This is a genomic window from Streptomyces xanthophaeus, from assembly GCF_030440515.1.
Lineage (GTDB): Bacteria > Actinomycetota > Actinomycetes > Streptomycetales > Streptomycetaceae > Streptomyces > Streptomyces kutzneri.
The window spans coordinates 2,094,729-2,117,884 of record NZ_CP076543.1; the positions used below are offsets into that span (position 1 = coordinate 2,094,729).

Annotated in this window: 10 protein-coding genes; 7 read left to right on the forward strand and 3 right to left on the reverse strand. The window is 72.7% G+C overall.

Annotation, left to right across the window (positions count from 1 at the left end):
* Positions 1–102: 102 nt before the first annotated feature.
* Positions 103–13,950, reverse strand: a complete 13,848-nt coding sequence (locus KO717_RS08925) for a type I polyketide synthase (RefSeq protein WP_301365705.1) — start codon at positions 13,948–13,950, stop codon at positions 103–105.
* A 271-nt stretch (positions 13,951–14,221) separates the two neighbouring features.
* Between KO717_RS08925 and KO717_RS08930 the strand changes: the two genes are divergently transcribed.
* The 5 genes from KO717_RS08930 to KO717_RS08950 all read left to right on the forward strand — a co-directional run bounded on the left by KO717_RS08930 (position 14,222) and on the right by KO717_RS08950 (position 19,098).
* On the forward strand, positions 14,222–14,602 hold the full coding sequence (locus KO717_RS08930) for a YybH family protein (protein ID WP_301365706.1): 381 nt from the start codon (positions 14,222–14,224) through the stop codon (positions 14,600–14,602).
* Positions 14,603–14,664: 62 nt separating this feature from the next.
* A complete protein-coding gene (locus KO717_RS08935) occupies positions 14,665–15,090 on the forward strand; it encodes a YybH family protein (protein WP_301365708.1) in 426 nt (141 codons plus the stop codon).
* 109 nt (positions 15,091–15,199) lie between these two features.
* Complete coding sequence (locus tag KO717_RS08940; protein ID WP_301365709.1) at positions 15,200–15,949, forward strand: thioesterase II family protein; 750 nt, start codon at positions 15,200–15,202, stop codon at positions 15,947–15,949.
* A gap of 63 nt (positions 15,950–16,012) precedes the next feature.
* Entirely contained in the window at positions 16,013–16,681 is a 669-nt protein-coding gene (locus KO717_RS08945; RefSeq protein WP_301365710.1) for a 4'-phosphopantetheinyl transferase family protein, read from the forward strand.
* Between the two features lie 209 nt (positions 16,682–16,890).
* On the forward strand, positions 16,891–19,098 hold the full coding sequence (locus KO717_RS08950) for a BTAD domain-containing putative transcriptional regulator (RefSeq protein ID WP_301365712.1): 2,208 nt from the start codon (positions 16,891–16,893) through the stop codon (positions 19,096–19,098).
* Between the two features lie 105 nt (positions 19,099–19,203).
* Here KO717_RS08950 and KO717_RS08955 read toward each other — a convergent pair whose 3' ends face one another.
* A complete protein-coding gene (locus KO717_RS08955; protein ID WP_301365713.1) occupies positions 19,204–20,790 on the reverse strand; it encodes an aspartate aminotransferase family protein in 1,587 nt (528 codons plus the stop codon).
* A 226-nt stretch (positions 20,791–21,016) separates the two neighbouring features.
* On the opposite strand from KO717_RS08955, the gene KO717_RS08960 reads away from it, so the two are divergent.
* Positions 21,017–21,532: a flavin reductase family protein gene (locus KO717_RS08960; RefSeq protein ID WP_301365715.1), complete on the forward strand. Its 516-nt coding sequence runs from the start codon at positions 21,017–21,019 to the stop codon at positions 21,530–21,532.
* Positions 21,529–22,008 carry a hypothetical protein gene (locus KO717_RS08965; protein WP_301365716.1) on the forward strand — a complete coding sequence of 160 codons (480 nt, stop codon included), beginning with the start codon at positions 21,529–21,531 and terminating at the stop codon, positions 22,006–22,008. Before KO717_RS08960 ends, KO717_RS08965 begins: the two co-directional genes overlap by 4 nt.
* A 134-nt stretch (positions 22,009–22,142) precedes the next feature.
* On the opposite strand, the gene KO717_RS08970 is transcribed toward KO717_RS08965, so the two are convergent.
* Entirely contained in the window at positions 22,143–23,018 is an 876-nt protein-coding gene (locus KO717_RS08970) for an NAD(P)-dependent oxidoreductase (protein WP_301365718.1), read from the reverse strand.
* Positions 23,019–23,156: the final 138 nt, after the last annotated feature.

Here is a 23,156-nt window from a genome sequence, read left to right on the forward strand (position 1 = left end):
CTGGACGTGCCCTGCGGGCGGCAGGCGGCGGGCGCCGCCCGCAGGGCGTGGAGCCGTGCGGCTCCGGTGATGCGTACCGGCCGTACCACTCGGCCGGAGGGCTCAGTCGAGTTCGTCGAGGAGCGCGAAGAGCTCTTCGTCGCTCGCCTCGTCGAGGTCCTGCACTGCCTCGTCCTGGGAGGACCGGCCCGCGCCGGCTGCCGCCTCGGCCGCCTCCAGGAGTTCCCGCAGCCGGGTGACGATCCGGTCGTGGGCCTCGTGGTCGGTGGCGGCGGTGGCGGTGATGGCGCTCTCCAGCCCGACGAGCGGCGTCAGGACCGGATCGGCGGTCGGGCCGCCGGCGTCCTGGACGTCGAGTGCGTCGAGCAGGTGGGCCGCGAGTGCGGCCGGCGACGGATGGTCGAAGACCAGGGTGGTGGGCAGCTTCAGTCCGGTGGCCCGGTTGAGCTGGTTGCGCAGTTCGACGGCGGTGAGCGAGTCGAAGCCGAGCTCCTGGAAGGCGCGGCCGGCCTCGATCCCGCCCGGGTCGCCGTGTCCGAGGACCCCGGCCACCTGGGTCCGTACGAGATCGGTCAGCACGCCCTGCCGCTCGATCGGGGAGAGCGGGGCGAGCCGCTCGGAAAGCGGGATCTCCCCCGTCGTGCCGGTCCCGGCCGCGGCAGCCGTGGCGCGGCGCCTGGTGGCTCCGGCCAGCGACCGCAGGACCGCCGGGATCTGTTCGCCACCGCCACGCAGTGCGGCCAGGTCGAGGCGGCTGACCGCGAGTACCGGCTCGCCGGTCGCGGGGGCCGCGTCGAACAGGGCCATCGCGTCCTTCGAGGCGAGCGGCAGCAGGCCCGACCGGGACAGCCGGCGCAGGTCCGTTTCGGCGAGGCCGCCCGAGATGGTGCTGGCCTCGGCCCACAGGCCCCAGCCGAGCGAACTGGCGGGCAGCCCCTGGGCGCGGCGGTGGGCGGCGAGCGCGTCCAGGAAGGTGTTGCCCGCCGCGTAGTTGGCCTGGCCCGCGGTGCCGATCAGGCCGGCCACGGAGGAGTACAGGACGAACGCGGTGATATCGGCGTCCTGCGTCAGCTCATGCAGATTCCAGGCCGCGTCCACCTTGGGCCTCAGTACGCTCTCCAGCTGTCCGGCGGTGAGCGTGGCGGCCACCCCGTCGTCGAGGACTCCGGCGGTGTGTACGACGGCGGTCAGCGGGTGCTGCTCCGGAAGGTCCGCGAGGACTCGGGCCAGCGCCTGCCGATCCGTCACGTCCACCGCGGCGAGGACGGCCTCGGCCCCCAGCTCCGCGATCTCGGCGCGCAGTTCGACCGCGCCGGGGGCGTCGGCGCCCCGCCTGCTCAGCAGCAGCAGCCGGCGTGCGCCGTGCTCGGTGACCAGGTGGCGGGCGAGGACGGCCCCGAGGGCTCCGGTGGCGCCCGTGATCAGCACCGTGCCGCGGTCCCATGCGGGTGCCGGGGCATCGGGGACCTGGGTGGTACGGGCGAGGCGGGGCACGGTGAGGGCTCCGCCCCGCACCGCGATCTGCGGCTCGCCGCTCGCCACGGCGGCGGTGAGCAGGGCAGCCTCCCCGGCCTCGTCCGCCGGGTCGAGGTCGACCAGGGTGAGCCGGCCGGGGTTCTCGGTCTGCGCGGACCTGATGAGGCCCCAGATCCCCGAGTGGGCCAGGTCGATGGCGTCCTCGGTGCCGGTCGCCACCGCGCCCCGGGTGACGACGACCAGTCGGCTGTCGGCCAGCCGGTCCTCCGCCAGCCAGCCCTGGAGGGTGTCCAGGACCCGGCGCAGGGCGGTGCGGGCCCGTTCGGGCAGGGTGCCGTGGACCTCGGCCCCCGGCTGTACCGGCAGCGCGGGCAGCAGGAGCACTTCGGGAGCCGTCCCCGCCGCCTGGGCGGCCGCGGCGGCCGCGGCCGGGTCGGCGTGGACCGCGGCGCCCGGCACGGAGCCGGTGAGCTCCGGCGCGGTGGCGCCGAGCAGCGCCCAGCGGGCTGTGTCCGCGGCCGTACCCGAAGCTGCATCCGTACCCGCGGCCGCCGCCGTTCCTGCCGTGAGCACCGTCCAGTCCATCCGGAACAGGCCCTCCTGCGCCGCCGTTCCGACGGCGCGCAGCGCCTCCTTGGACAGGGGCCGCAGCAGCAGCGATTCGGCTGCGGCGACCGGGCCGCCCGCCCCGTCGGCCACGGTGACCGCGGCCTCCAGCGAACCGTCGCCGGGCCGGGTCAGGGCCAGGCGTACGCGCAGGACGGTCGCACCCGTGGCGTACAGGCTGACTCCGGTCCAGGAGAACGGCAGCCAGTTGGTGCCGCCCTCCTCGGCCACGCCGGGGAGGACCGGGTGCAGCGCGGCGTCGAGGAGCGCCGGGTGGAGGCCGTACTTCCTTGCCTGGTCGCGCTGTCGCTCGTCGAGGGCGACCTCGGCGAAGAGGACGTCGCCGTCCCGCCACAGGCGGTTGAGGCCTCGGAAGGGGGCCCCGTACTCGTAGCCGTGGTCGGCGAGCCGCTCGTAGACGCCTTCCAACGGGATCTCGGCGGCCCCGGCCGGCGGCCAGGCGTAGAGGCCTTCGGCCGCGGCGGCGCCGGTACCGAGCCGGCCCTCGGCGTGCAGGGTCCACTCGGCTTCGCCGAGCTCGCCCCGGTCGGGTCGGGCGTACACGGATGCCGGGCGGCTGCCGTCGGCGTCGGCCTCGCCGACGACGATCTGCAGCTGGACGGCGCCCCGCTCGGGCAGCACCAGCGGCGCGGACACGGTCAGCTCCTCGACCCGGTCGCAGCCCACCCGCCCGGCGGCCTGGAAGGCCAGTTCGAGCAGGGCGGTGGCGGGCAGCAGGACCGTGCCGGCGACCGCGTGGCCGTCGAGCCAGGGATGGGTGCGGCGCGAGATCCGGCCGGTGAAGAGGTAGGCGTCCCGGTCCGCGATCCGTACGGCCGCGCCGAGCAGGGGATGGTCCGCCCCCTCCATTCCGAAGTCCTGGGCCTCGCCGGCACTTTCGCCGCCTTCGAGCCAGTAGCGGCCGTGCTGGAAGGCGTAGGTCGGCAGTTCCACCGGGCGGGCGCCGGGGAACACGGCCTGCCAGTCGGCGCGGGCCCCGCGCAGTACGGAGGCGTACAGGGCGTGCGCGAACGTCTCGTTCTCGGGGCGCCCGGTGCGCAGCAGCGGCAGGGCGAGCCCGGGCTCTTCCTCCAGGCACTCCTGGAGGAGGGCGGTCAGGACACCGTCGGGGCCGAGCTCCACGTAGTCGGTGACTCCGAGCTCCTCCAGGTGGCGGACGCCGTCGTGGAAGCGGACGGCCTCGCGGATGTGGGTGGCCCAGTAGTCGGGTGATGTCAGCTGCTCGGGTGTGGCGAGCACCCCGGTGACGTTGGAGACGACGGGGATGCGGGGCGCGTGGAAGGTCAGGCCTTCGGCGACCGTGCGGAACTCGTCGAGGATCTCGTCCATGTGCGGCGAGTGGAAGGCGTGGCTGACGGACAGCCGCTTGGTCTTGCGGCCGCGGCTGCGCCACACTTCCGTGATCTCGTCGACGAGGTGGGCGTCGCCGGAGATGACCGTGGACCGGGGGCCGTTGATCCCGGCGATCGCGACCGCGTTGTAGTCGTAGTCGTCGAGGAGCGAGCGCACCTCTCCCTCGGCGGCCTGGAGCGCGACCATGGCCCCGCCGTCGCGAGCCGCCTGCATGAGACGGCCGCGCTCGGCGACGAGGATGCACGCGTCGGCGAGGTCGAGGACCCCGGCCAGGTGGGCGGCGGTGACCTCGCCGATCGAGTGGCCGAGGAGGTAGTCGGGGGTCAGGCCCCGGCTTTCGGCGAGCCGGAACAGGGCGACCTCCACGGCGAAGAGCGCGGCCTGTGTGAAGGCGGTCTGGTCGATCAGCGCCGAGTCCGCCGAGTCCTCGGGGGCGAAGAGCACCCGCTGGACGGGCAGGACGAGTTCGGCGTCGAGGTGCCGGCACACGTCGTCCAGGGCGCGGGCGAACACGGGCGAAGCCTCGTAGAGCTCGCGGCCCATGCCCAGGCGCTGGCTGCCCTGTCCGGTGAACAGGAAGGCGGTCTTGCCGCGCCGGGCGCCCGAGGCGCGGACCACCGAGCCGCCGGGGGACTCGTCCCGGCCGAGCGCACCGAGGCCTTCGAGGAGTGCGGCGCGGTCGGTGCCGATGACGACGGCGCGGTGCTCCAGGGCGGCACGGGTGGTCGCCAGGGACAGGCCGACGTCTGCCGGGTGGAGCTCGGGGTGGGCGGTGAGGTGCCGGTGGAGCCGGTCCGCCTGGCGGCGCAGCGCGGTCTCGTCCTTGCCGGACAGGATCCACGGCAGGGTGCCGTCAGCCTCGCGCGCCCCGTCAGCGGGCTGCTGCCGGGAGCCGGCGGGCTCCTCGACGGCCTCCAGGATGACGTGCGCGTTGGTGCCGCTGATGCCGAAGGAGGAGACGCCCGCGCGGGCGGGGCGGCCGGTCTGCGGCCATGCCCGCTCCTCGGTGAGGAGCTCCACCGCGCCCGAGTCCCACTCGATGTGGGTGGAGGGGTTCTCGGCGTGCAGGGTGCGCGGCAGTACGCCGTGGCGCATGGCCTGGATCATCTTGATGACGCCGCCCACGCCTGCGGCGGCCTGGGCATGGCCGATGTTCGACTTGAGGGAGCCGAGGTAGAGCGGCCGGTCCGCGGGACGGTCCTGGCCGTAGGTGGACAGCAGCGCCTGTGCCTCGATCGGGTCGCCGAGCGAGGTGCCGGTGCCGTGCGCCTCGACGGCGTCCACGTCCGCGGCGGCGAGGCCGGCATTGGCGAGGGCCTGGCGGATGACGCGTTCCTGTGCCGGTCCGTTCGGCGCCGTCAGACCGTTCGAGGCGCCGTCCTGGTTGACGGCGGAACCGCGCAGCACCGCGAGCACCCGGTGCCCCTTGCGGCGGGCGTCGGAGAGCCGCTCCACCAGGAGCAGGCCCACTCCCTCGGCCCATCCGGTCCCCTCCGCGTCGGCGGAGAAGGAGCGGCAGCGGCCGTCCGTCGAGAGGCCGCGCTGGCGGGAGAACTCCACGAAGGTGTTCGGGCCGGACATGACGGTCACGCCGCCCGCGAGAGCGAGATCGCACTCGCCCTGGCGCAGCGCGTTCGCCGCCAGGTGCAGGGCGACGAGCGAGGAGGAGCAGGCGGTGTCCACGGTGACGGCCGGGCCTTCCAGGCCGTACGTGTAGGCGAGCCGGCCGGAGACGACACTGGAGAGGTTGCCCGCGAGCAGGAAGCCCTCGAACTCCTCCGGGCTCTTGGCGAGCCGGGAGGCGTAGTCGTCGTACATGGCGCCGGTGAACACGCCGGTGGCGGAACCGCGCAGCAGGGCCGGGTCTATGCCGGCGTTCTCGAAGGTCTCCCAGGCGGTCTCCAGCAGGATCCGCTGCTGCGGGTCGGTGGCCGTGGCCTCGCGCGGGGACATCCCGAAGAACGCGGGGTCGAAGAGGTCGGCCTGGTGCAGGAAGCCGCCGTGCCGGGTGTAGGAGGTGCCGGTCTTCTCCGGGTCCGGGTCGTAGAGGGAGTCCAGGTCCCAGCCCCGGTTGTCGGGGAACTCGGTGATGGCGTCGGTCCCTTCGGCGACCAGGCTCCACAGGTCGCCGGGTGAGGAGACCCCGCCGGGGAAGCGGCAGGCCATGCCGACGATGGCGATCGGATCGTCCGCCGAGTCGGTCGTCCGGCGGGCCGGTACGGCGGTGGCGGCGGCCTTGGTGCCCGCGGTCTGCCGGTGCAGGTAGGCGGCGAGCGCGCCGGGCGAGGGGTGGTCGAAGACGGCGGTGGCAGGCAGCCTGAGGCCGGTGGCGGTGTTCAGGCGGTTGCGCAGGTCCACCGCGGCCAGCGAGTCGAAGCCGATCTCCTTGAAGGCGCGGTCGGGGTCGATCCGGCCCGCGTCCGGGTGGCCGAGCACCCCGGCGACGAGACTGCGGACCAGCTCCCGTACGGCTTCACGGCCGTCTTCTTCGGGCAGGGCGGCGATCCGCCCGGCCCAGCCGGTGCCGGCGCCGGTGCCGGCGCTCGCGACGGTGCCCGCGGCCGCCCGGGCCTTGGTGCGGCGGCTGCGGATGAGCCCGCGCAGGAGGGCGGGCGGCTCGCCGCCGGAGGCGGTGCGCAGCCGGGCCAGGTTGAACAGGGCGGGCACGACGAGCGCGTCGCCGACGGCCAGGGCGGCGTCGAGGAGGGCGAGCCCGGTGTCCGGGTCGAGCGGGTCGACGCCGGCCCGGCTCCAGCGGGCGATGTCGGCCTCGCCGAGGTGGGCACCCATACCGTGGTTGCCGTCCCACAGGCCCCAGGCGAGCGAGGTGGCGGCCAGGCCCTCGGCCTGCCGGTGGGCGGCGAGCGCGTCGAGATAGGTGTTGGCGGCGGCGTAGTTGGCCTGGCCCGCGGTGCCGGTGATGCCGGAGACCGAGGAGAACAGCACGAAGGCGGCGAGTTCCTTGTCCCGGGTCAGCTCGTGCAGGTGCCAGGCCGCGTCCACCTTGGGCCGCAGCACGCGCTCCAGTTGCTCGGCGGTGAGCGACTCGACCGTGGCGTCGTCGAGGACGCCGGCCGTGTGCACCACGGCGGTGAGCGGATGCGCGGGGGCGATCTCCCCGATGACGGCGGCGACGGCTTCGCGGTCGGCTGCGTCGGCGGCCGCGATGGTCACGCGCGCTCCCAGATCGGCGAGTTCGAGGGCGAGCTCGTCCGCGCCGGGGGTGTCGGGGCCGCGGCGGCTGGTGAGCAGGACGTGGCGTACGCCGTGCCGGGCGACGAGGTGGCGGGCGATGAGCCCGCCGAGGCCGCCGGTGCCGCCCGTGATCAGGACCGTGCCGTCCGGATCGAGCTGCCGGGCTCCCTCCGGCGCCGGGCGGTGGGTCCTGCTCAGCCGGGGCACCCTCATCCCGGCTGCCCGCAGGGCGATCTGCGGCTCCCCCGTGGCGAGCGCCGCGGGCAGCAGCGCTTCGGCGGCGGGGCTGCCGTCGAGGTCGACGAGGACGATGCGGTCCGGGTGCTCGGACTGGACGGAGCGCAGCAGGCCCCAGACCGGTGCGGCGTCCAGGCCGGTGACCGGCTCTCCGTGGGTGGCCGCGACGGCGCCGGTGGTGGCGACGGCCAGCCGGGCTCCTTGGAAGCGGGTGTCGGCCAGCCACTGCTGGGTCAGGCCGAGGACGTGCGCGACGCTCTCGCGGGCGGCCTGCGGCGTGTGCTGCGCGGCGGAGTCGACCCGCAGCAGAAGGACGTCCGCCTCGAAGTCCTCCGGCGTCTCGGCGATGCTCGCCCTGGCGCCGGGGGACGGGACCAGCGGCGTCCATTCGACGGTGTACAGGCTGTCGTGGCGGGCGGTGCCGGAGGCGGCGAGTCTGTCCTTGGCGACAGGGCGCAGCGCGAGCGATTCGACGGTGGCGACCGGCGCCCCGGTGCCGTCGGCGACGTGCAGGCTCACCTGGTCACGGCCCTCGCGGCCGATGCGTACGCGCAGAGTGGTGGCGCCCGCCGCGTGGACGGTGACACCGGCCCAGGCGAACGGCAGCCGGATGACGTCCGGTTCGGCTTGGACGGCGGCGTCGAGCACGACGGGGTGCAGGACCGCGTCGAGCAGTGCCGGGTGGATGCCGAACCGGGCGGCCACGTCGTGCTGCTCGACGGGCAGGGCGACTTCGGCGTAGCCCGTGCCGTCGGCGGCACGCCAGGCCGCGCGCAGCCCCTGGAAGGCGGGGCCGTATCCGTAGCCGAGCGCCGAGAGCCGCTCGTAGGCGTCGTGGAGGGGCTGTTCCTCGGCGCCGGCGGGCGGCCACTGCCGCAGTTCCCCGAAGCGCTCGTCCTCGGGCTCCTCGGGTACGGCGGCCAGTACGCCCGAGACGTGGCGGGTCCACGGCTCCGGGTCCTCCTCCGCGCCGTCGCGCCGGGAGTGCACGGTGAAGGACCGGCTGCCGGCGGCGTCGGGCGCGGCGACGGCGACCTGGACCCGGACGGCTTCCCGCTCGGGCAGCACCAGTGGTGCCTCCAGGGTGAGTTCCGCCAGGTGGCCGGTGCCGGCGGCCTCGCCGGCCGCGACGGCGAGCTCCAGGAACGCGGTCGCGGGCACCAGGACGGTGCCGTGGATGCGGTGGTCCTCCAGCCACGGGTGGCCGGCGAGCGAGAGACGGCTGGTGAGCACCAGTTCCTCGCGGCCCGCGAGTTCGACGGTGGTGGCGAGCAACGGGTGACCGGCCGGGTCGAGTCCGAGGCTCCGGGCGTCGGTGCGCGCCTCGGGCGCGAGCCAGTAGTGGGAGCGCTGGAAGGCGTACGTGGGCAGCTCGACGGCCCCGGTGCCGGCGGCGTCGGCGGTCAGGGAGCCCAGGTCCAGCGGGGCGCCCACGGTGTGGGCGCGGGCGAGCCCGTCGGCCAGGGTGACGCCCTGGTCTCGGCCCGCGCGCTGCAGCGCGACGGCCGTGGAGGTGTCGGCGGCGAACGAGGCGGCGGCCATCGCCGTGAGGACGGCGTCGGGTCCGATCTCGACGAAGACGGTGACCCCGTCGTCTTCCAGGGCGCGGGAGGCGTCGGCGAACCGTACGGTCTCGCGGATCTGCCGGACCCAGTAGTCGGCGGTGAGCAGGTCGTCACCGGCGGCGGCGCGGCCGGTGAGGGTGGAGACGACCGGCACGCGCGGCGCGCGGTAGGTCAGGCCTTCGGCGACGGTGCGGAACTCGTCGAGGATGTCGTCCATGTGCGCCGAGTGGAAGGCGTGGCTGACCGTCAGGCGGCGTGTCTTGCGGCCGCGTTCACGCCACAGCGCCGTGAATTCCTCGACGGCGTCGGCGTCGCCGGAGACCACGAGGGCGTCGGGTCCGTTGACGGCGGCCGTCGCGAGGCGGTCGGCGTACGGGGCGAGGGTCTCGGCGACCTCGTCCTCGGTGGCCTGGACGGCGACCATCGCGCCGCCGGGCCGTGCGGCTTGCATGAGCCGGCCGCGGGCGGCGACGAGGGCGGCCGCGTCCTCCAGGCTGAGGACGCCTGCCGCGTGGGCGGCGGCGAGCTCGCCGATGGAGTGACCCGCCACGGCGTCGGGGACCATCCCGTGCGCGGCCAGATGGCGGTGCAGGGCGACTTCGAGGGCGAACAGGGCGGGCTGGGTGTAGCGGGTCTCGTGCAGCAGGGCCGCCTCTTCGGACCCCTCGTCCGCGAACATCACGTCGCGCAGCGGCCGCTCCAGGTGGGCGTCTAGGGCGGCGCACACCGCGTCGAGCTCGGCGGCGAACTCCGGCAGTGCCGCGTACAGGCCACGGCCCATGCCGGGGTACTGGGCGCCCTGTCCGGTGAACAGGAACGCCGTGCGCCCGGCCCGGGCGGCGCTGCCCGTGGCCAGCCGGGGCGACGCTTCGCCGCGCCGCAGCGCGTCGAGGCCGGCGAGCAGCTCCTCGCCGCGGGTCCCGGTGACCACGGCGCGTTCGGGCCAGGTGGCCCGGGTGGTGGCGAGGGCGCGGGCGAGGGCGGCGGGACGCAGGTCGCGGTCGCCGGTCAGGTGGGCGTGGAGGGCTTCGGCCTGGGCGCGCAGGGACGCCTGGTCGGGGGCGGAGAGGGGCCACAGGAGCGGGGCGTCCCCGAGGGCCTGCGGCTCGGCCGCGGTGTCGGTCCGGTCGGGAGCGGCATCCGCCTGCCCGGACGCGGTGTCCGCCTGCTCGATGACCACGTGGGCGTTGGTGCCGCTGATGCCGAACGAGGAGACCGCGGCCCGGCGCGGACGGTCGACGGCGGGCCATTCGCGCTGCTCGGTGAGGAGTTCCACCTGCCCGGCCGTCCAGTCGACGTGCGGGGTGGGTTCGCCGACGTGCAGCGTCCGGGGCAGGATGCCGTGGCGCATCGCCTGGACCATCTTGATGACGCCGCCGACCCCGGCCGCGGCCTGGGCGTGGCCGATGTTCGACTTGAGCGAGCCCAGGTACACCGGGTTCAGGTCGCCGCGGCCGCTGCCGTACGTGGCGAGGATCGCCTCGGCTTCGATGGGGTCGCCGAGCCGGGTGCCGGTACCGTGCGCCTCGACCGCGTCCACGTCCGCGGGAGCGAGCCGCGCGTCGGCGAGGGCCTGGCGGATGACGCGCTCCTGGGCCGGGCCGCTGGGGGCGGTCAGACCGTTGGAGGCACCGTCCTGGTTGACGGCGGAACCGCGCAGCACGGCGAGCACGCGGTGCCCGTTGCGGTGGGCGTCGGAAAGCCGCTCCACCACCAGCAGGCCCACCCCCTCGGCCCAGCTGGTGCCGTCCGCGTCGGCGGAGAAGGACTTGCTGCGGCCGTCGGCGGCGAGCCCCCGCTGCCGGGAGAACTCGACGAACATGCCGGGCTGCGACATGACGGTCGCGCCGCCGGCGATGGCGAGGTTCGTCTCTCCCGTGCGCAGCGACCGGATCGCCAGGTGCAGGGCGACCAGCGAGGAGGAGCAGGCGGTGTCCACGGTGAGGGCGGGCCCGACGAGGCCCAGCTGGTAGGCGATCCGACCGGACATCACGCTGTTGGTGCTGCCGGTGAGCAGGTGCCCCTCGACGCTCTTGGGCGCGTCGTGGAGGCGCGGGCCGTAGTCGAGTGCGGTCGCGCCGACGAAGACGCCGGTGCGTGTGCCTTGCAGGGTGTGCGGGTTGATGCCGGCCCGCTCGACGCTCTCCCACGCGGTCTCCAGGAGGAGGCGCTGCTGGGGGTCCATGGCGAGGGCCTCGCGCGGCGAGATGCCGAAGAATCCGGCGTCGAAGAGGGCCGCGTCGTGCAGGAAGCCGCCCTCCTTCACGGAGCTCTTGCCCGAGCGTTCGGGGTCGTTGTCGTAGAGGTCCTCGTCCCAGCCGCGATCGACCGGGAAGCCGGAGATCACGTCGGCGCCCTCGGCGACCAGGCGCCACAGCTCCTCGGGCGAGGAGACCCCACCGGGGTACCGGCAGGCCATGCCGACGATGGCGATCGGCTCGTCGTACGGGAGCTCGTGGGCGACGGGCGCGAGGTCCTCGGCGGCCCGGTCCGCTCCGGTCAGTTCCGCCTCGGTGTAGGTGATGAGCGCGGCCGGGGTGGGGTGGTCGAAGAGGAGGCCGGTGGGGAGCCGCAGACCGGTGGCGGCGCCGAGCCGGTTGCGCAGCTCCACCGCCATGAGCGAGTCGAAGCCGAGTTCCTTGAAGGGCCGCCGCAGTTCGACGCGTTCGCCCTGTTCGTAGGCGAGGACGGCGGAGATGTGCGCGGTCACCAGCTCGGTGACGGCCCGGTTCCGCTCTGCGTCGGAGAGCCCGGAGAGCCGCCTGCCCCACTCGCTCGATCCGCCCGCGGGGGCGGGGGCGGTCTCGGCGGGCTGCGGTACGGCGAGGGCGGTGCGCTCGGCGGGCTGTCCGCCGACCCAGTAGTGGCGGCGCTGGAAGGGGTAGGTGGGGAGGTCGACGCGTCGGGCGCCGGTGCCCTCGTAACAGGCCGCCCAGTCCACCGGGACACCCCGGCTGAACAGGCCGCCGAGAGAAACGAGGAGCTGTTCGGGCTCGGGGCGGCCCTTGCGCAGGGCCGGAACCACCGGAACCTCTGTGATCTCGCCCGCCATCGCGGACAGGACCCCGTCAGGACCGACCTCGAAGAAACTACCGACACCCAGAGCCTCGATCGCAGCCACCGCATCCGCGAAACGCACCGGACGGCGGACATGCTCCACCCAGTAATCCACCGACATCAACTCACCCGACGACACCACCCGCCCGGTGACGGTGGAAACCACCGTCAACTGCGGAGCACGGAACGTCAGCCCGGCCACGACCTCACGGAACTCCGCCAGCATCGGCTCCATCAACGGCGAATGGAACGCATGACTGACCGCCAGCCGCTTGAACCTCACCCCGAGCGAGCCCGCAATCTCCAGAACCTCCGCCTCGGCACCCGCCAGCACCACCGAATCCGGGCCGTTGACCGCGGCGATCCCCACCGTCGCCTCACGCCCCGCGAGCAGCGGAAGAACCCGCTCCTCCGAAGCCTGGACCGCGACCATCGCACCACCGGCCGGCAACGCCTGCATCAAACGGCCACGCGCCGACACCAGAACCGCCGCATCCTCCAACGACAGCACACCCGCCACATGAGCGGCAGCGATCTCACCGATCGAATGACCCGCCACCACCTCCGGCCTCACACCCCACGACTCCACCAACCGGAACAGCGCCACCTCCAACGCGAACAACGCCGGCTGCGTGTTCCCCGTCTCATCCAGACCCACACCCGAGAACACCACCTCCCGCAGCGAGCCCCCCAGATGCGACAACACCTCATCGAACACAGCCGCAAAAACCGGGAACGCCTCATACAACTCACGCCCCATACCCGCCCGCTGCGCACCCTGACCCGCGAACAAGAACGCCACCCGGTCATCCACGACCTGACCGGCCACCACACCAGCACCCACACCGGCACCCGGCAGAGCGCCCGCAACCTCCTCCAAACCCGCGAGCAACCCCTCACGACCCACACCCACGACCACCGCCCGATGATCGAACGCCGTCCGGGTGGTGGCCAGTGACCAGCCGATGTCGGCCGGATCGGCGTCGTTCCCGGTCACGTGGGTGTGCAGTGCGGCGGCCTGGGCGCGCAGGGCGTCGGCGCCCTTGGCGGAGAGCACCCAGGGCAGAGGGCCGGGCGCGGAGCCCGCGACCGGTTCGGCGCCCTCGGGGGCCCCGCTGCCCTCGGTGCGCGGGCCCTCCTCGACCACGACGTGCGCGTTGGTGCCGCCCATGCCGAACGAGGAGACCCCGGCGATCAGGGGTCGCTCGGGGTGCGGCCAGGCGGTGAGCTCGCTCGCCACGGCGAGGCCGAGGCCCTGGAGGTCGATGGCCGGGTTGGGGGTTGCGTAGTTGAGACTGGCCGGGATCTCCCGGTGGGTGATGCTCAGCAGGGCCTTGAGGAGGCCGACGATGCCGGCGGCGCCTTCCAGGTGACCGACGTTGGTCTTGGCCGAGCCGACCAGGAGCGGGTCGCCGGGGGCACGTGCGGCGCCGAGCACCCTGCCCAGGGCGCCCGCCTCGATGGGGTCGCCGACGGGGGTGCCGGTGCCGTGGAGTTCCACGTACTGGACCTCGGAGGGGTCGGTACCGGCCTTCTCGTGGGCCTCCCGGATCACCTGCTGCTGTGCCTGGCCGCTGGGGACGGTGAGGCCGGCCGTGGCACCGTCGTTGTTCACGGCGCTGGCCCGGATGACGCCGTGGATCCGGTCGCCGTCCGCGACGGCCTGCTCCAGGGGCTTGAGGATGACGGCGCCTCCGCCCTCCCCCCGTACGAACCCGTTGGCGCGGGCGTCGAAGGTGTAGGTGGTGCCGTCCGGGGACAGGCCGCCGAAGCGCTCCTCCGTCACCGCGCTCGTGTCCAGGAGGTTGAGGTTGACGCCGGCGACGATGGCGGTGGTCGACTCGCCCGAGCGCAGCGACTCGCAGGCCAGGTGCACGGCCACGAGGGACGAGGACTGGGCGGCGTCGACGGTCAGGCTCGGCCCGCGCAGACCCAGGTGGTACGAGACGCGGTTGGCGATGATGCCCCGGTTGACGCCGGTCATGGTGTGCTGGGTGATGGCCTGCTCGCCGTACTGGCCGACCAGGCCGGCGTAGTCGTCGCGCAGGGTGCCGACGAAGACGGCGGTACGGGTCTCACGCAGGCTCCGCGGTACGATCCCGGCGTCCTCCAGGGCCTCCCAGGCGAGTTCGAGGACGAGCCGCTGCTGCGGGTCCATGGCCGTGGCCTCGCGCGGCGAGATGTCGAAGAAGCCCGCGTCGAAGTCGGCGACGGCGTCGAGGAATCCGCCACGGCGCATGCCCGGTCCGGCGTCCGGCTCCGTGGCGCTCCAGCGGCCGGGCGGCATGTCGGTGATCGCCTCGGTGCCGCTGCGGAGCAACTGCCAGAAGGCCTCCGGGCTCTGCGCTCCGGGAAGCCGGCAGGACATGCCGATGACCGCTACGGCCCCGTCGTTTCCGCGCGGCGCCTGACTCTCCAAAGAATTGCGATTATTCGTCATGGCGCTCGGCTGCCCTTTCCTGGCTGTATTCAAAGCTTCCGAAAGTCCCGGACACCGGAACCCGCATCAAACGACCATAGAACCGATCCAGTCGACTCCTCTCAACACGCACTCACCCTGCGGTAACCGCAGGGAGCCGCCGCGAGATGGTCGATTCGTTACTGACCGGTGAACCGCGGATGAGGCTGTCGGACTTACATTCTGGACAGATCTGCGCGGAAGTTCGCAAATTCCTTGACGTCAGGCCCGCAAGAAAATAGGAGCAGTCGCCATGAGTGATCTGACCAGCGATGTCGAAAAGCACACCGCCCTGTATGAAGCAGCCTTCAACGCGGGTGACGCCGACGCCGTGAACGCGATGTACACCCCGGAGGCCATCGCGGTCTGGGAGCCGGGCGTGCCGCTCACCGGCAAGGAGCGCGAGGACTCCGTCAAGGAGTTCCTGGCCCGGAAGCCCAAGATGAGCGCCCGTCCCCGGCAGTCGTTCGTCACCGGCGACACCGCTCTGCTGATCGTGGACTGGTCCATCGCGACGGTCGACGACGAGGGCGCCCCCGAGCTGCTCACCGGTGTCGGCGTGGACGTCCTGCGCAGGAACGAGGACGGCAACTGGCTCTACGCGATCGACGACCCGTACGGCGAGCAGCAGTAAACGGCACCCGGCCCGCAGACCACAGCACCGCGTCCACACCAAAGAAATTGGGGTCCCATCGCATGAGCGTTCCCGGTCTCACCATCGACTTCGACCCGAACCGTCCTGATCTCACCGCCGACGGGGAAACCCAGAACGAGATATTCATCCAGCTCTTCAACTCCGGCGACGGCGCCCTCTTCGACTCGGTATACCGCGCCGACGCGATTTCCAACTTCTCCGGAGAACCGCTCACCGGAGAGGCGCGAACGAATTTCTTCAAGGAGTTCCTCGCTCCCAAGCCGTTCCTGAAGGCCGAGATCACGCACTCGTACGTGGCCGGCGACGTGGCCCTGATCGGCGTGAAGTTCAGCGTGGAGAGCACGGGTCCGGACGGCGAGCCGGTCCACCTGGAGGGCCACTGCACGGACGTGCTGCGGCGCGTCGAGGACGGCCGCTGGCTGATGGCCGTCGACCGCCCGGTCGCCGGCAGCCTGCTCCCCGAGTAGAACCCTGCCCGGGCCCGTACGGTCCTCCGTCCGGGCCCGGCGCCCCCTCGTGCCGGCTCGCCGGCCCCACCGCCGGCACCCGAAAGCTCCAGCCCCGGAAAGGGAGACAGTGAACAGCACATGGTTCCGGCGGTTCGGCGACGCCCCCGAGGGCGCCCCGCGCCTGGTCCTCTTCCCGCACGCCGGCGGCGCCGCCAGTACGTTCGTACCCCTGTCGCGGGCGCTCGCCGGCCGTGTCGACGTGCTCGCGGTCCAGTATCCGGGCCGTCAGGACCGCCGCCTGGAGAGCCCGTTCGAGAGCATCACCGGGCACGCCGACGCGCTGGCCCGGGAGATCCGCCCGCTGACCGCCGCCCCTTACGCCTTCTTCGGCCACAGCATGGGCGCGGTCCTCGCCTACGAGACCACCCGCCGGCTCCTCGCGACGGGATCGCCCGCGCCCTGCCGGCTGTTCCTCTCCGGCCGCGGTGCCCCCTCCCCCCGGCCCGGCGTCCACGACCGGCTCGACGGCGACGACGCGGTGATCGCGGCGGTCCGCCGGCTCGGCGGGACCGGAAACGCCGTGCTCGACGACCCGGAGCTGCTGGAGATGGTGCTGCCGGCGCTGCGCGCCGACTACGGGGCGCTCGGCTCGTACTCCTGGGCGGAGGGCGCCCCGCTCCCCGTCCCCGTGACCGCGCTGATCGGTGACGCGGACCCGGTGGTGCCGGTCGCGCGGGCCGCCGCGTGGGAGGAACACACCACGGGCGACTTCGACCTGAGGGTCTTCCCCGGCGGGCACTTCTTCCTCGACGACCACACGGCGGACATCGCCGCTCTCCTCTCCGCGAACCTGTCGGCCTCCGGCGCGAGGGCCTGAAGACGCGGGCGCGAAGGCCTGAAGAGGGATGCGAGGGCATGAAGGCATGACCCCCGGCACGGCGTGATCAGTTCCGTCCTCCCCCCGTCCGTCGCCACAGCCGAGCTGTTCCGCGACGATCCGGCCGCTGCGCCGCTCTTCCCCGAGGAGGAGCGCGTCGTGGCGGGCGCCGTGGCCGCCCGGCGCCGGGAGTTCGCCTCCGTACGGCGCTGCGCCCGCGATGCCCTCGCCCGGCTCGGGCTGCCGCCGGCGCCGATCCTGCCCGGCCCGGGCGGCGCACCCCGCTGGCCGGACGGCATCGTGGGCAGCATGACCCACTGCCGGGGCTACCGGGCCGCGGCGGTGGCCCGTCGGAGTGACGTGCTGTCGATCGGCTGCGACGCCGAACCCAACGAGCCGCTGCCCGACGCCGGAATCCTGGACCTGATCGCGCTGCCGCAGGAGCGCGCCCGCGTGCGCGCCCTCGCCGCGCGGCGGCCCGCCGTCTGCTGGGACCGGCTGCTCTTCAGTGCCAAAGAGAGCGTGTACAAGGCGTGGTTCCCGCTCACCGGGAGCCCGCTGGACTTCGACGAGGCGTTGATCACTCTCGATCCGCCCACGAACACCTTCCGTGCCGACCTACTGGTCCCAGGCCCCACGCTAAACGGATTCCGAGTCACCGCTTTCAACGGCCGGTGGCGCGCAGGGAACGGCCTCGTCGTGAGCGCCGTCACAATAAATCGCCTGCCGTAGAGAGTCCACTCAGACTTCAAGAAGACCTCAAGAAGCCCATGTCATAGTGAAGATCAGCGCTTCACGACGGACCGGCGAGGACATTTCAAGTTCAGATGAACGCCATTCGAATTGCACGACGAAGCAGTAGGACAGCCACTCCCACCGGAAATACCTTCTCCTTAAAAACAAGGAATCGCATGCAATTCAGATTACTAGGCCCCCTGGAAGTGACGGTTGACGGAAAGCTGATCGCGCTGGGCGGTACCAAGCAGCGGGCGACACTGGGCTATCTGCTGCTGCGCGCCAACCGAGTGGCCGCGACCAGCGAACTGATGCAGGCTCTGTGGGACTCCGAGGAAGTGCCGACGACGGCCCGGAAGATCCTCCACAACGCCGTATGGGGGCTGCGTTCCATCCTGGCCGCCGGCTCCGCCCCCGCCGGGGGGAGCGCACCCGAGCTCGTGACCCGGGCCCCCGGCTACGCGCTCCAGGTGGACCCGGAACACGTCGACCTGTCGGTCTTCCAGCGGAGGGTGACCGAGGGGCGGGCGGCGCTCGCCGCCGACGGCCCCGAGGCCGCCGCGCGGCTGCTGCGCGAGGGACTCGATCTCTGGCGCGGCCCCATCCTCGCCGATCTGATGGAATCGGGCATCGCCTGGCCGGAGCTCGAATCGGTGCGCCGTGCCCGCCTCGACGCCCTTGAGGACTACTTCGAGGCCGAACTGGCGTGCGGTCGCCACCGGGCGATACTCGGGGATCTGACGACCATGGTCGAATCGGAGCCGCTCCGGGAGCGCGCGTGCGGCCAGCTGATGACCGCCCTGTACCGGTGCGGCCTGCAGGCCGACGCCCTGAACGTCTACGACCGGGTCCGCAACTCGCTGGTGGAGAACCTGGGACTGGAGCCGGGCCGGGGCCTGCAGATGCTCCAGCACTCGATCCTGACGCACGACCCGGCTCTGAGCGCCCACATGGAGCAGCGCCCGCCGCGGCAGCGGCCGACGATCACGGTGCCGCACCAGGCCACACCGCAGAACCGCCCGGCGCCCGGCCCCCCTTCCCCCCACGTTCACGTTCCGGAGCCGGAACGCGAACCGGAGGAGCGTGAGGCGGAGCCGGTCGCCCCCTTACCCGCGCCCACGCTCACGCCCCCCGCCGCGGCCACGGCCGCGGCCACACGGCAGTCCGACACCACCGTGACCGAGCGCATCCAGGTCAGCGCCCTGCTGGTCGGCATGTCCCACGAGACCCTCCCCGAGGCGTACCCGGGTGAAATCGACAGCACGCTCGGCAGCGCCGGCGATGCCATCGGGCAGGTCATCGAGCGGTTCGGAGGCACCGTCGTCGCCACGATCGGCTCGGTCTCGCTCGCCCTGTTCGGCGTACGCGGCCTGCGCCACGACGACGCGGCCCGCGCGGTACGCGCGGCACTGGAGCTGCGGGACGGTTTCGCCTCCCGGCGCGGCCCTTCGCTGCGCGCCGCCGTGACCACCGGGCAGGCCCTGGTGCGGACCCGGTCGGGCGCCAACGGCACCGTCTCACCGCTGTCCGCCGTAGGGGCGCTGCTCGACGACGGGCGGACCCTGCTGGCCCAGGTACCGGACGGCGAGGTGTGGATGAGCGGTGCGACCCGCCTGGCAGCCGGACCGGCGGTGGCCTGCCGGCCCACCGGTGACGCGCCCGACATCTGGCAGGTGCTCGCCACGCTGGCGGCGGACGCGGGGATCCCGGCCGACCGCACCTACGAGCTCGGCGTGCTGAACGGCCTGCTCGACTGGGGCAAGCACCGCTCGATTCCGCACCTGGTGACCGTGCTCGGTGCGCCCGGGGTGGGCAAGACCCACCTGCTCGCCGAGTTCAAACGCGGTCTCGCCAGGCCGCAGCAGCCGTCCCCCCGGGTCCTCGTCGCGCGCGAGCCCATCGAGGACGGGGCGCTTTCGCTCGCCGCCCAGACCCTCGCCGCCTACTGCTCGCTGCGGCCCCTCGACTCCGCCCTGGAAGCGCGGGAGAAGCTCGCCGCCGCGTTGTGGCAGCTGCCGCTCACCGCGAGCCGCCGCTCCCGGCTGCACGGGACGCTGCTGCACCTGCTCCCCGGGCGGACCCAGACCCACGGCGGGCGTCCGGGAGAGATCCTGGACACCTGGGTGGAGTTCCTCTCCACGGCCGCCCGGATCGAACCGATCGTGGTCCTCTTCGACGACGTGCACCGTGCCGACGACGCGTTCCTCGACCGCCTCGAGCGGCTCACCGACGGCGCCGGCGGCGCTCCGCTGCTCGCCGTCGCCACCGCCCGTCCCGAGCTGCTCGACCGCCGTCCCGGCTGGGGCGGAGGCAAGCGCCAGGTGTCCACGCTCACGCTGCTGTCGGCGCTGCCCGGCACCGCGCCCGCCGCCGAGGTCCTGCGGGACCTGCCGGAGACCCCCGTGGCAGTGTGACCGGGGCGGCCCCGGGCGGGTGCCGGGGAGCCGGGTGCGCCGCCGATGCGGGCAGGTGCCGGAAGCTGTCCGGCACCTGTCCGCTTCTTGCGTGCACCGCCGGGATCAGGCCGCGTCCGCGATCCCGGTGAGACCGGCGCCGTCGTGGTCGCGCAGCAGCTCGGCGACGGCGCGCAGCGCCGTGTCCAGCCGTCCGATCTCCGCGTCGGTCAGGTACAGCGACGGCTCGAACCGCAGCGTGTTGACGGCGCTCGCGGTCGGGAACGTACGGATGCGGTGCTCGCGCAGCAGGTAGCCGGCGACGGTGTAGCCGAAGAGCGGGGCGCTCTCGCGGATGGCGGCCGATGCCGAGCCGGACTGGTCGTGGAATTCGAGGCCGAGCATCAGGCCCCGCCCCCGCACGTCCTTCACCACGTGCGGGTAATCGGCGCGCACCGCCCGGAGGGTCTCCTCCAGGAGGGCGCCGCGCTCGCGGATGATCCCGTACGCCGCCCCGTCGTCGGCCTCCAGGAGCTCCAGGACCTTCTTCGAGATGAAGCAGGAGAAGGCGTCCTTGGCGAAGGTCGAGCTGTGCACCAGCTCGAACTCCGAGCGGTACCTCGACTGCCGGGTCAGCATGACGGAGGTCTTGGCGATGCCGCCGCCCAGGCTCTTGGCCAGGGCGTAGTAGTCACCGCGCAGGCCGAGGGCCGAGCTCGCGAGGAACCGGCCGCTGCGTCCCATGCCGCTCTGGACCTCGTCCACGATGATGGGGCAGTCGATCTCGGCGCACGCCAGCTGGATGTCCCGGGCGAACTCCTCGGACAGGACGCGGATGCCGCCCTCTCCCTGGATGGGCTCCAGGACGAAGGCGCAGAACACGGGCGAGTCGATCTCCGCGGCGATGACCCGGCCGTCCTCGACGGCCAGGTCGAGGACCGTGGCCCGCTCCGCCTCGATCGCGGCCTTCAGTGCCTGCGCGTTGCCGGTGGGGAGGAAGCGCGCGGGCGTCGCGAGCGCCCCGAACGGGCTCCGGTAGCCCTCGTTGTGGGTGAGCTGGACGCTGCCGACGAGCTTGCCGTGGAACCCGCCCTCCAGCGCCAGGAACACCGGCGGCCGGCCGAACTGCTCCGCGTTGCGCCGCTCGATCTCCTCCACCAGCGCGCCGAACCCGTCCCGGGCGTCCACCCCGGCGAGTCCGTATGCCTCCTGCGCCACGGACGCCCCGCCCGCCACCGCTTCCTCGGCCGCCGCCCGGTTCTCCGCCAGGCGGGCCCGCAGCTCCTGGAGGCGCAGCACGCGGTCGAGCTCGGCGTGCTTGACGGCCGCCTCGACGGCCTCCGCACCGGTGTTCGCGAAGATCGCGGAGAAGTTCTCCTCGGTACCGAGCTCCCGCTGCAGGATCCGGTTGAGCGTGACGGCCACGTCGTTGGCGTAGGGGTGCCGCGAGAACTGCGCGTGCACGGGGGTCTGGGCCGCCATGAGCTCTTGCGCGTAGGCCGTGATCTCCGGGTGGTTGTGCCCGAGGATCAGCGATCCGTAGCCGCCCGCGAAGTCCAGAACGGGGATCTCGGCGGCATTCTCGTCGAGGTAGTAGAGGGTATTTCCTTCGGCACGCACGTATTCCACGTCGAGGCCGACCGACGAGAGCCATCCGAGCAAGTACGGCTCAGCGAGCTGCGGCTCGGCGTTCACGTTGTTCACGGTGTTCATGCGACCCCTGATCCTGATCGAAAGTCTCCCCTTGAGAAACAACACGAGGCTACTCAGAAAATCTTGGGCGGACACCAGCGTCGACTCACTGAACGGTAATCGGCTATTCCCGGCACCGTCTGCTGAGTGGACAATTACTCGCGGGTTCCCGTACGGCCCGATAATGGAAGTACTTTCACGGCATGGATCTTATGAAAGGCACGGCGTGAATTCCTTATCAACAGACGTGGTCATTTCGCCGGAACCCGCGGCGAATCCCGCTCCGCTGCGCGAGGTCATGTCCCTGTTCGCCACAGGGGTCACCGTGCTGTCCGTCGGCGGTGAGCACATCCACGGCATGACGGCGAACGCCTTCACCTCGGTCTCCCTGGACCCGCCGTCCGTCCTGTGCTCCGTCGCGCACAGCGCGGTGATGCACAAGGCCATCCTCTCGGCGGGCCACTTCGGCGTCTCGATCATGGGGGCCGGCCAGGAGGGTCTGGCGCGGTTCTTCGCGGACAAGCAACGGCCGCTCGGGCCGCCCCAGTTCGCGGACGTCGGCTGGTCACCCGGCCCGCGCACCGGAGCACCCCTGCTCAAGGGATCGCTGGCGTGGCTGGAGTGCGAGCTGTCCGAGGCCTACGACGTCGGCGACCACTCGATCTTCATCGGCAACGTCGTAGGGTCCAGCCGCGGCGACGGGCAGGACGGACTGCTCTTCTTCAGCGGCGGCTTCCAGCGGGCCGCTTCGACCTCGCCGTGACCACCCCGGCGCGCGACGACTGGGACGCCGTCATCGGCCCCGGTTTCACCGAGGCCCTCCAGCAGGGCCTCGCCCGTTCCGCACGACAGGCGGGCAGCGGCCCGCGTGCCGCCCGCACTGCGGCCCGCCGATCGCTGCCCGCCGAGCCCCTCGACGCGGTGCTACGCCGCTTCGAGGCGGCCCTGCCGGCCCTGCCTGCCCTGTCCGGCCCGGATCACGGGGACGACTCCCTGCCCGAGTCGCTCATGACCCAGGTGCGCGCCGTCCTGCTGTCCGCCCTCGACGCCTACGCGGGGGAGTTGCGGGACGGCGTGGCCGAGGCCATCGCAACCGCCAGGCTGCTCCTGGAGGAGTGCGACGCCCTGCCGGACCCGGCCACCCGGGACCGGCTCGCGGCGGCCCGGCACTCGCTGCGGCAGGCCGACGCGCGACTGCACGCCCTGACCGGCGCAGTGCACGCGCACCTCACGCCCTGAGGGCCCGGACCCCCCTCGGAGACGGCCCGGGCCCTGCGGCGTGCCTCGTGCACTGCTGGGCATTGCCCTGGCCCGACGGGGGATCTACGGCCAGGGCAATGCGCATGGGGGATGGACCGTCGCTGCCCGGAGGGTCAGACCTGGTTCTTCTTGAGCAGCTCCACCAGGCTGGAGAAGCTGTCCGCCTCGTGCCCGGCGCTCATCCCGCGACGGAAGAGCTCGACCACCGCGGCCGGCAGCGCGGTGTTGACGCCCGCGTCGGCGTTGGTGTGCAGGACGTGCTCGACGCTGGCCATGCCCATGGCCAGTCGGTCCACGTCTCCGCTGTGGTCACCCGCGTCGATGCGCTTGGTGTAGAAGGCGAGGAAGTTCGGCATCGCGTTCATCGTCTCGGTGGCGTGCGGGAGGATGTCCTCCGCCTTGAGGCCGTTGGCGTCGGCGAGGGCGATGGCCTGCCAGTAGCTGAGCATGGACGTCCAGAACATGACCATGCCGATCTGGTACATCAGCGCGGCGATGCCGGGCTCCTCGCCCCGGTAGTCCGTGGTGGTCAGGGTTTCGAGGGTGGCGCGGTGCCGGTCGAAGGCGTCGCGCGGGCCGCTGTAGAAGGTGTACGAGTCGCTGCTGCCGATGCCCGACGGCGGAACGGTGACCCCACCCGTGATGTGGATACCGCCGTGTCCGGCGATCCAGCGGGCACCCGCACGGGTCTTCTCCGGAGTGTCCGAGCTGAGGTTGACGATCACCCGGCCGGCCAGCGCACCGGTCGCGGGCTCCAGCACCGCGTACATCGCCTCGTAGTCGGTGAGGCTCAGGATCACCAGATCATTGGCCTTGAGGGCATCCTCGATGCTGTTCGCGAGCACCGCTCCCCCGGCGACGAGGGTGTCGGCACGCGAAGCGGTGCGGTTCCAGACCGTTACGGCATGGCCTGCGTCCAGGAAAGTGCGGGCCATGGCCTGACCCATGGGGCCGAGTCCGACAACGGTCGCAGGCTGCTTGGTGCTCACTGGGAAATCCTCCGCGTTTGGTAGGACGGCATTCTCTGGAAAACGGCTTCGGCGACTCACCACACAGGGAGTAGAACGAGCGCTCTATCCAGCGACTCGGCAAACATAACACAGCTCTAGAGCGAACGCTCTATCCAG